At 43.8% G+C, this 10,723-nt stretch carries 9 protein-coding genes and 1 pseudogene; 1 reads left to right on the plus strand and 9 read right to left on the minus strand.

The window, feature by feature from the left end:
• Positions 1 to 82: 82 nt before the first annotated feature.
• Genes BFN00_RS10375 through BFN00_RS10410 form a run of 8 tightly spaced genes read right to left on the minus strand, consistent with a single transcriptional unit; the run spans position 83 to position 7,778 of the window.
• Positions 83 to 961 (minus strand): hypothetical protein, encoded by an 879-nt coding sequence (locus BFN00_RS10375; RefSeq protein WP_071851526.1) that lies wholly within the window; start codon positions 959 to 961, stop codon positions 83 to 85.
• 10 nt (positions 962 to 971) lie between these two features.
• Positions 972 to 2,051 carry a 3-dehydroquinate synthase gene (gene aroB / locus BFN00_RS10380; RefSeq protein WP_071851528.1) on the minus strand — a complete coding sequence of 360 codons (1,080 nt, stop codon included), beginning with the start codon at positions 2,049 to 2,051 and terminating at the stop codon, positions 972 to 974.
• A 28-nt stretch (positions 2,052 to 2,079) separates the two neighbouring features.
• On the minus strand, positions 2,080 to 2,616 hold the full coding sequence (gene aroK, locus BFN00_RS10385) for a shikimate kinase AroK (RefSeq protein WP_071851530.1): 537 nt from the start codon (positions 2,614 to 2,616) through the stop codon (positions 2,080 to 2,082).
• Positions 2,617 to 2,652: 36 nt separating this feature from the next.
• Complete coding sequence (locus BFN00_RS10390) at positions 2,653 to 4,818, minus strand: type IV pilus secretin PilQ (RefSeq protein WP_071851531.1); 2,166 nt, start codon at positions 4,816 to 4,818, stop codon at positions 2,653 to 2,655.
• A gap of 17 nt (positions 4,819 to 4,835) precedes the next feature.
• Entirely contained in the window at positions 4,836 to 5,363 is a 528-nt protein-coding gene (locus BFN00_RS10395) for a pilus assembly protein PilP (protein WP_004732447.1), read from the minus strand.
• Positions 5,363 to 6,085 carry a type IV pilus inner membrane component PilO gene (locus BFN00_RS10400; RefSeq protein ID WP_071851533.1) on the minus strand — a complete coding sequence of 241 codons (723 nt, stop codon included), beginning with the start codon at positions 6,083 to 6,085 and terminating at the stop codon, positions 5,363 to 5,365. The genes BFN00_RS10395 and BFN00_RS10400 overlap by 1 nt, the downstream gene beginning before the upstream one ends.
• Positions 6,082 to 6,720: a PilN domain-containing protein gene (locus BFN00_RS10405; protein WP_071851535.1), complete on the minus strand. Its 639-nt coding sequence runs from the start codon at positions 6,718 to 6,720 to the stop codon at positions 6,082 to 6,084. Before BFN00_RS10405 ends, BFN00_RS10400 begins: the two co-directional genes overlap by 4 nt.
• Positions 6,720 to 7,778, minus strand: a complete 1,059-nt coding sequence (locus BFN00_RS10410) for a pilus assembly protein PilM (protein WP_005263891.1) — start codon at positions 7,776 to 7,778, stop codon at positions 6,720 to 6,722. The genes BFN00_RS10405 and BFN00_RS10410 overlap by 1 nt, the downstream gene beginning before the upstream one ends.
• A 165-nt stretch (positions 7,779 to 7,943) precedes the next feature.
• Here BFN00_RS10410 and ponA point away from each other — a divergent pair, with 165 nt between their 5' ends.
• Positions 7,944 to 10,469, plus strand: coding sequence for a penicillin-binding protein PBP1a (ponA, locus tag BFN00_RS10415; protein ID WP_071851537.1), 2,526 nt, complete (start codon positions 7,944 to 7,946; stop codon positions 10,467 to 10,469).
• A 44-nt stretch (positions 10,470 to 10,513) separates the two neighbouring features.
• On the opposite strand, the pseudogene BFN00_RS16150 reads toward ponA, so the two are convergent.
• Positions 10,514 to 10,723: pseudogene (locus tag BFN00_RS16150) on the minus strand (hypothetical protein); the annotation flags it as partial.

Consider the following 10,723-nt stretch of genomic DNA (forward strand, 5'->3'; position numbering starts at 1 on the left):
GTTAATTTTAATGTGCATTTTTTGCACCAAAAGCGCTCATTTTTAATTCTGTAATTTTTTGGATGCGCTATTTTAGACCGAACTAATTAAATGGATCACTAATCTCGTTATTTTGAGGACGCGGATTACTGCCCTGAGCAGGTCGATTATTGTTATTTTGTGGTTGAGGTATACTTTCTACAGCACTTTCAGATTTCTGTACATCAACTACATTTCCCGATGAATCACGGCGCACAATTGTGGTACTGATAGTCGCAGCATGAGAGCTACGCGGCTTGGACTCAGTTTGGGTTTGCTGCTGTCTAAGTCGTACCGATTCATCTACTTTCGGCAAAGGCACATTTTTCAAACGAATTTCGTAAAGCTTTTGATTACTGGCCAATTCTTCTGAACCCAGATTATTGACCAGACTGACATATTGCTGCATTGCTACAACTTCAGGCTTAACTGAGGCTGGTAAATTTAACTTCAGTGTAGATAAAGCCTGATTGGCTTGCGCTGCCGTCTTATATTGACCATATAACAATACATATTGTTCTGGCTGATTTTCACCCGAGATTCTTAAATAAATAAAAGGGTTACGATCGGACTGTTTTTTAAGAAAACTTTTTAAAATGGCTTCATGGGTCACACGAAATAATTCAATGGCATGCTGGTTTTTCGCTTCATTGACAAATTTGGTACCGCGAAATTCCGGCTCATGACTGGCATTCACGACGGTACGCGTATTTAGGTCCAATGGTTTCACTTCCTGAAAAAGTGCACCAAGATGGGTCATTGTGGCTACTTTTTCCGGCTGAATCTGCAACTGAACTTCAGTTTCAGGCTTTTTTTCAATTTCGATGACATCATCTGAATCAGTCACCGCCCAAAAGACTAAAGCAGCAAATAGACAGCATACACCGCAGACCAGCCAGAAATAATGCTGAATCTTTTGCCAAGGAGTATGTAATGCTGCCATAAAACTAAACCTATGCCTGATTGGCTAAAATTGCCTGTTTCATTAACTCGAGATCAAAGTCTCGCGTAATCACTGCTTCGCCTAATTGCTTTAATAACACCAGACGCAATTGTCCATTTAAGACTTTTTTGTCATGGGCCATATAGGCCAGAAAATCATTCAGAGGGATTTTAGGACAAACCACAGGAAGTTTGGCACGAGAAATGATTTTTTTTGTACGTTCTAAATCTTCTTGAGAAATCCAGCCCATACGCTGTGACAGATCCGCAGCCATCACCATACCGGTGGCAACAGCCTCACCATGTAGCCAGACACCATATCCCATGTAAGATTCAATCGCATGACCAAAGGTATGACCTAAATTGAGTAAAGCACGTTCCCCTTGCTCCTTCTCATCATTGGCTACGATCCGTGCCTTATGCGCACAGGAACGATAAACGGCTTCAGCCAATAATTTCTCATCACGAGCGACCAGAGCATCCATGTTCTCTTCAAGCCAGACTAAAAATTTTTCATCACCGAGTAGGGCATATTTAATCACTTCAGCTAAACCTGCTGAAAGCTCTCGATCAGGCAAAGTAGAAAGCTGCGACATATCCGCCAGCACTACCTGCGGCTGCTGGAAAGCACCAATCATGTTTTTACCCAATGGATGATTAATCCCGGTTTTACCACCCACACTTGAATCTACTTGCGACAGCAAGGTCGTCGGCACTTGGATAAAGTACACACTGCGCTGGAAACAAGCCGAGGCAAACCCCGCCATATCTCCAATCACACCACCACCCAGCGCAAGCACAGTACAGTCCCGGTTAAACCCGGCTTCAAGCAGTGCATCAAAAATCAGGTTCAGATGCTGGCTATCCTTATATTTTTCACCATCAGGCAGAATGCAGGTCGCAACACGTTTGTCCAGAGCCTCAATCGCCGTTTGATAACGCTGCAAATAAAGTGGTGCAACCGTAGTATTGCTCACAATCATTACTTGCTTGCCATGAATATAGGGTGCCAATAAGGCCTGTGGATCCAGATCGCTCCCGATAAAAATAGGGTAACGACGTTCTCCGAGTTCTACATATAAGGTTTGCATGCTTGATTAACCACTTTATTCAATGAACTTAGTTTTTAGAAGTAATGAGATTGAGAATCCGTTGCGCCAGATCTCGTGCAGCACCCTGATTGGTCTCAATAATATGATGCGCCACTTCCCGATACAAGGGATCACGGACTGCCAATAAATCCCGTAACTTTTGTTCCGGATTTTCGACTTGGAGGAGGGGACGGTTTTTATCGCGATAGGTACGTTGCAGTTGAATTTCAACTGGCGTGTATAGATAAACGACGATTCCGCGCTGTTTCAGATAGTCTCGGTTTAAAGCCTGAGTAATTGCACCACCACCGGTGGCTAAAACCAGATGAGGACGTGAGGTAAGGTCATTAATCACAGCAGTTTCACGGTCACGAAAACCCTGTTCCCCTTCTTTTTCAAAAATCCAGGGAATGGTCGCGCCTGTTTTACGTTCAATTTCATGATCACTGTCTAGAAATTCGCGTCCTAACAATTCTGCGAGATGTCGTCCTACTGTTGTTTTACCGGCCCCCATCGGCCCTACCAAATAAATATTTGGTAGGGTTTCAAACTCTTTGCTTGGCAAGGAGTCACCTATTCGTTTTGTTAAATTCAAAATATATTAATGATTTCTTGAAACACTGTCATTAACAATTCGAGGTGTAACGAAAATCAGTAGCTCACGTTTATTATCCGACTTTAAATCTTTACGGAATAAACGCCCTACATAAGGAATATCCCCCAGGAAAGGTACCTTGGTTTGTGCATTACGGGTTTCTTGCTCAAAAATACCACCTAGAACCACTGTTTCACCATTATCTACCAAAACATTGGTAGTGATCTGGTTTTTGTTAATAGTGAGCTGTCCGGTCGGTGTCGGGTTACCCGGTGAGTCACTGGTAATATTGAGTTCCATCTGTACTTTGCCATCTGGCGTAATGCTTGGTGTGACATCCAGACTTAGCGTAGCATCAATAAATTCCGTAGTAGATACTGCATTCGCACCCCCGCCTTCAGCAGATTGATACGGAATTTGTGAACCCGAAGCCACAGTCGCTTTTTGCTTGTCTGCAGTTAGTACTTTAGGTGTAGAAATCACTTCACCATAGCCATCTGCCTGAAGTGCAGAAAGCTCCAGATCCAGCATAAAATCAGAAAGGCTGATCAAACCAAAGGCAATACGGCTGGCACCTGGACTGGTTACACCCAAGTCTACATTAAGGTTTTGTGGTCGCTGGATATCATAGGTATATCCACCTAAATCACTTTCTTGAGGATCTCTGAGATCCCATAACGTCGTGTCACTACCACCGACCAGAAGGCTATCATTATTGGTAATCCCTTGAGACAGAATTCCCCATTTCACCCCCATTTCTTTAGTGAAATCGGTGGTTGCACGTACAATACGTGCCTCGACCATCACCTGCTTCACCTGCACATCCAGTAAGTCTACCATATTGCGGATTTTATCAATAAAGAGCTGGGTATCATTCACAATAATGGTATTGGTCCGTGCATCAACAGACACAGAACCACGTGAACTTAATAAGCTTTCTCCACCCTCATTATTATTCGTGCTACTCGAACCGCCTGAACTAGATGCGCCTTTATTCTGCGTAATCAGTTTCTCAATATCAGCAGCTTTGGCATAACTGAGCTGCATATATTCCGTCTGGATAGGCGCAAGTGCGACACTCTGCTTAATCGCCTTAGCTTCTTCCTCTTCAGCCTTTATCAGCTCTGTAACTGGTGCAATCCAGATCACATTACCATTACGACGTTTATCCAGATTTTTGGTTTTCAGCACAATATCCAAGGCCTGATCCCAAGGCACTTCTTTTAAGCGCAAAGTAATATTGCCTTGTACACTGTCTGCAGCCACCATATTGATATCGGTGAAATCAGCTAAAAGCTGGAGTACACGACGTACTTCAATATCCTGGAAATCTAAAGAAATTTTCTTACCGCTATAAGCGACGGTTTTAGGACGTAATGGGCTCTTAGCTTCCGGACGTTTCAAACTGATGGTCAGCTTATTATCTGTTTGGTAAGCCATATATTCATAACTTTCCCCGGACTGGATCGTAATCACGCCTGATCCATTTTGATTCACTGCATCCACACTCGACACAGGCGTCGCAAAATCATTCACATTCAGACGACGGGTCAAATGCGTCGGGATCTTGGAACCTAAAGTGCGCACAATAACCTTGGTACCCTGCTGCTGTACATCAACAGGAGTATTATTTCCTAACAGATCAATAACGACCTGGCCTTCACCTTGAGCACCGCGCTGGAAACCAATGTTGCTAATACCCTGAGCTGACTGTTGCTGCACAGGTTGAGTTATGGCTACAGGAGTTGCTGAGTTGATTTTCAGGATAAAGGTATTCCCTTCAACTCGCGTGGTAAAGGCACCAGCATCTGCCAGATTAACAGTCAAACGGGCACGCTGAGCATCCGAAGTGACATCTACCGAACTAGCTTCACGTGTTGCCACCGGAATACTGCTTTGTTTTAAATTCTGTTGTGCCTTATCAAAGTCCAGAATCAAACGTGATGGTGATTCTAATTGATAGGCTTGTGGTTGTGGCGGCAAACCATTGAACATCACCCGAATCTCAGTTCCTTGTCCAGGAAGCTGCATGGGTACTACATTGGTCATTGAAACCTGCGCACTGGCCGCTTGCATCACCGCAATCGCAACAGCACCCATGGAAAACTGACGAAACACACGATTCATTGTATTAACATCCCCAAAAATAAATTCTTTAATACTCTTATTCATTGTTATTCCTTTAAAACTTATGGCGCCGGCCCGATAAGAACCAGACTTCGCGGACGTTCCACATATCCCTCACGGCCATCTGGAATAATCTCAATCAAATCGATCTGTGTTGGTGTAATTCCAACCACACGACCATGATTAAGTCCCATATAGCTACCACGTTGGATCCGCTCAACCTCACCATCAGGCGTCTGGATTAAAGCCAGAATCTGTCCTGCCTGATTGCGCATACTGCCTTTCATGGTCAATGTTTCCAGCGGATAACTTTCTAGCGGTTGCAGTTGACGTGATAGGTTTGGATAAACCCGTTTCCCCGCCATAATTTTCAGTTCAGCAGCCAAAGAGCTTGGTAAAAAAGGACTTTTGATCTGATGGGCTGCATAGTTGAAGGTTTCAACTGGCATAAAATCAGGCGCAGGTTCAATTGGCAAAGGTGGCTGATTACGAATATTGGCCATTTCCTGATTGACTGCATCAATGCGTGAATCACATCCCAATAATAAAAACCCAAGTGTTAAAGCCGAAGTAATTTTAATATTCTTCATTACTGCGCCCCCTGAGTTGTGCTATTAGCTGCAGGCTGCGCTGCAGCACCATCCGCATTACCGACATAACGATAAGTTTTGGCTTTCACCACATAATCAATGACCGGAATTTCAGATTTTTTCTCTTTGTTTTCAGTACCGGTAATGGTGAAATCATGTAGTGTAACGATACGCGACAAGCCGGCAATACTGCTCACAAAGGAACCAAAAGCATGATAATCGCCGGTCGCTTCAATTGAAATCGGCTGTTCAATAAAGAACTCTTGTTTAATTTCAGGTTCCAGACGGATATTTTTAAACTTCAGGCCTGAATTCACACCGCTCAGGTTAATATCTTCAACCAGACCCGGAATTTCAGTTTCTTTCGGTAACTGTTCTAACTGCTGGTTAAAACGAGCTTCCATTTCCTGAAGCTGGATTTGATATTGTTGTAAGTTGCGTAATTTGGATTCTTTTTCACGGAATTCATTCAGCAGGTTTTGTTCCTGGGCACTGGCTTGTGAAATTGACTCAATCGTGCTTCTGATCATAACGAAGTAAATCACAGCAAAGGCCAGTGCGACAATAAAAATCCAGCAGGTAATTTTGACCGATAAAGGCCAGCTACCATAGTTATTTGGATCTAATGTATTGAATTGCTGAAAAAACTTTTCAACAGTCATTTTATTTTTGGGTACAGCGACGACATCCTGGCTGAACTCATCGAATTCTTCATTACTCATGATGATGCCCCCGTAGTTGTAGTGACTGCTTGTTGTTCTTCATTCAGTACTGGCTGAGCGATCTGATCCAGATCTACCGTCACGGTAAAACTACCATAGGACTCTTCCACACGTGGAATAATCGAGCTCGGCGCCTTTTCTTTGACTTCTTCAGCCACTAGAAAAGCGTTCATAAAGGCATTTCGATACCAAGATGAAGCTTCCAGATTACGGAGCAGTTCTGCTACCGTATTTGGACTTTCAGCCCGACCTTCAATGGTAAACTTGTCGCCGATACGCTGGAATTTGGTGATATACATATTGCTTGGAGTCACCCGTACAATTTCATCAATCAAATGCACCGCAATCGGACGCTGGGTTTGTAAACCTTGAATGAGTTTCATTCGTTCGACAATCGCATTACGCTGTTCTTGCAAACCTTCAAGCGCCTTTAACTGCACATCCAGATTCTGGTTGGTGCTTTGAATCAGCTGATTGGCCTGCTCCTGATCTTGAAGCTTGTGATCATAATAAAACCAGGTTGAACCCGCTGCCGCTAATCCCAAGAAAAGCGCCCCCACGCAGATTGCCACGAATTCATTATTTCTTTTAATTCTTAGCTCATCACGCCAAGGAAGTAAGTTAATTCTTGCCATTAATCAAAACTCCTTAATGCCAAACCGCATGCAACCATGAGTGATGACGCGTCATTTTCGATTTTTTTAATATCAATTTGAGGAGAAAATCCCATTTGTAAAAATGGATTCGCGATCGTGACACGGTAACCGAGTTTTTGTTGTAATAATTTTGCCAGACCTGGAATATTGGCATTCCCGCCGGCCAGTAAAATATGGTCAATCTCATTGAACTGAGAGGATGAAAAGAAGAATTGTAATGAACGGGCTGCCTGTTGTACGACAGCATCCAGAAATGGTTCTAGGACTTCAATATCATAATCATCCGGCAAGGCACGGGTTTTTTTAGCACGCCCAGCTTCTTCAAAGGATAATCCATAACGATTCTGAATTTCCTGAGTCAATTGCTTGCCGCCAAAGACCTGCTCACGGGTATAAATAATCTTGTTGTTCTGCATCACCGACAAGGTCGTCATACTATGACCGATGTCTAAAATACCAACCGTATTGACCCCCATCGGTAAAGTGTCAGAAAATACCTTAAAGGCATTTTCCAGCGCAAAACTTTCTACATCTGCAATCTTAGGCGTTAGACTGCTAATCTCTAAAACTTCAGAACGCGCTTCGACATTTTCAATTCGGGTAGCGACCAGCAGCACATTGACCCGGTTCGGATTGGCAAGACGGTCTGGCAGAACTTCAAAATCCAGACTTGCTTCATCGAGTGGGAAAGGAATGTATTGTTCCGCATCTTCACGAATCTGAACTTCACGTTCATCATCTGACATGTCTGCATCCATCTCAATGATTTTGGTGATGACCATTGAAGTTGGAATTGCAAAAGCGGCCTGATTCGACTGGGTATTACCCAAATTAATTGCACGCCCAAGGGCATCAGCGACTGCTTCTGGGTTTAAAATGTTTTTTTCAACAACACTGTTTTCCGATAATGGGATCAAAGCATAGCTCTCTACCCAGTAACGGCCACTTTTTACAGAAAGTTCTAAAACCTTAACAGAAGTCGAACTAATATCGACTCCTATTAACCCCTTATTTGGTTTACGATATAACCTGCGCACAATACACTTCCTATTATTTTTTTATCCCCAATTTAATCTAACTTACCAATTGGTCCAGTCTATAATTTTATATAGATACAATAACTCATCTAACAATATGGATATCGACAGGATATACTGACCGGTAATTAGTTCGCCATTAGCTCTTATTAAAACTTACTTGTTATGAAAAAGCTATCTTGTTCAGGCCTTGTTCATCCATTTTTTTTGATCATTATCATTATACTGATCTCAATTCCGATGGGTTTCTATGGCATGTATCTCTATATTGCCCCATCTTTGCCTGAAATGTCTACGCTTAAAAAGGCCCCTTTATTAAAGCCTTTACAAGTATTTAGTTCAGATAATGAATTAATTGCCGAATATGGAGGCAAGCTTTCTGTTCCCGTGAAATATGAACAAATTCCACCTGAGTTTATTCATGCTTTCCTCGCCGCCGAAGATTCCAGCTTTTTTGAGCATAGCGGAATCAGCTTTAAAAGCTTGGGACGCGCACTCAGTGAGACGGTGACCGGCTCGGATGTACAGACTGGTGGTTCGACCATTACCATGCAAGTGGCAAAAAACTATTACCTTAGCCCTGAACGGACGCTGAAGCGCAAACTGACTGAAATTTTTCTGGCCCGTAAAATTGAGCAAAGCTTAAGTAAAGAAGACATTCTGACCCTGTATGTCAATAAAATTTTCTTGGGAAAAAATGCTTACGGCATCGCAGCAGCAGCTAAAATTTACTATAACAAGAGTTTAGAAGAGCTTTCAATTGCACAAATGGCCATGATCTCTGGTCTGCCTAAAGCCCCCTCTCGATACAATCCGGTCGCCAATCCCAAGCGCGCCTTGGAACGTCGTAACTGGATTTTGGGGCGTATGCTGCAATTGGGCTATTTAAATCAAAGCCAGTATCAGCAAGCCATTGCTGAACCGGTAAATTTAGATATGCCTGATCGGAGTACCCGTAATAAATTCCCGTATGTCGGCGAAATGGTACGTTCTGAACTGGTACAAAACTTTGGTGAACAGGCGGTAGATTCTGGTTATAAAGTCTATACTACCATTCATAGTGAACGTCAGGCCTATGCGGAGCAAGCGGTACAGGAAGGCCTAGAGGCTTATGACCGTCGACATGGCTGGCGTGGTGCTGAAGCACATGATCAACCTCTCGACAAGTTCCGTGCCTATGCCAATACCTATCCTGCGCAAGTAACTCAGGTAGGTAATTCCAGTTTTGAAGCACTCATGCAGGACGGAAGCAGCGTGACTGTTCCCTGGTCAGGTATGTCTTGGGCACGTCGCTTTCGTAACGTCAACAGTGTAGGTGGCGCACCGAGCAAAGCGTCCGAGATTGTCAAAGTCAAAGATATTGTTCGTTTAAGACCCAATGAAAATAAAACCTCTTGGTCATTGGTGCAGATCCCCAATGTGCAAGGACAATTGATTGCCATCAACCCAAATAATGGTGCGATTGAGGCTATTGTCGGGGGATATAATTTTTATCATTCGAAATTTAACCGTGCAACCCAAGGCTGGCGTCAACCCGGTTCTACCATTAAGCCTTTTGTTTATGCCCTGGCTTTAGAACGTGGCATGACACCACATACCATGGTCAATGATGCACCCATTACCATTGGCAAATGGACGCCACGTAACTCGGATGGCCGTTATCTGGGCATGATCCCGTTACGCCGTGCACTTTATCTGTCACGTAATACAGTCTCAGTACGCTTATTACAGGCCGTCGGGATTGAACGTACACGTCAGTTATTCATGGATTTTGGTTTACAAGACAGTCAGATTCCACGTAACTATACTATTGCATTAGGCACCCCGCAGGTCCTCCCGATTCAGATGGCGACTGGCTATGCTACCTTTGCCAATGGCGGTTACCGAATTCAGCCGCACTTTATTACCCGTATTGAAGATGCCTATGGCAATACCATCTTTGAAGCCAAGCCTGAATATGCCTGTATTTCATGTATTAATGAAAAAGAAGAAACAGTTCAAGCCACTGACCCTATTACCGCAGATGACGAAGCAATTGCAATTAACAATACAACTTTAGAGCAAAAACAGCCTGCACCTAAAGTCTCTGCCGAAGACAGTAATTATCGTCAGGCACAGCGTATTTTAAAATCCAGCTCTGCCTATGACATGGCCAACATTTTGCGTGATGTGATTCAGCATGGTACTGGCCGTGCTGCATTAAGAATTGGTCGTGGTGATATCGGCGGGAAGACCGGTACCACTAATGATGCCAAAGACGCCTGGTTTGCAGGTTTCAATGGTAAGTTAGTCACCGTGACCTGGGTAGGCTTTGATCAGCCAACCACTTTAGGTCGCCGTGAATATGGTGGTGTGGCAGCTCTACCGATCTGGACCGATTTTATGGGCAAGGCATTAAAAGGCCAGCCAGAAGCCTGGGTACGTTTAGACCGCAATGCTAAGGCACCGGTAAATCGCAACAAGGTGGTTCAGGCTGATGAAGCACAGAATGATCCGTCTTCTCCGCCTCTGGCGACAGCGCTTTACCGTCCTGCACCTGTGGTCGTCCCGAAACGCACAGAAACTGACTTTGAAGATTTGCCAGATCAACCGATTCGTTTACCAGATGATGAAAGTTCTGCACCACAAGAACAGCCTCTTCAGCCGAACCGGGTAGATTCTCTGGAAAATCTGATTGAAGAAGTCCAGTAATCTGACTGATATAAAAAAGCCCTCAGTTGAGTAATGCCAGTCAGTTAAGAAATTGACTGGCATTTTCTTGGGTATTTCTGCGGTTTTCCTTTCACAACTCGTGGGCAACTTCTAACCCTTCTCTCAGGCAAAACATACCTCCTCGATTTCTCCAGTAAACTTTCTAGATGTTTAGGTAAATTCCCTGCGGAGTCTAAAGACTGTCTCTTATACACATCTCCGAGCCCACGAGACCGATCAGTATCTCGTATGCC

The organism is Acinetobacter sp. AR2-3 (assembly GCF_001878775.1).
Taxonomy (GTDB): Bacteria; Pseudomonadota; Gammaproteobacteria; order Pseudomonadales; family Moraxellaceae; genus Acinetobacter; species Acinetobacter lwoffii_D.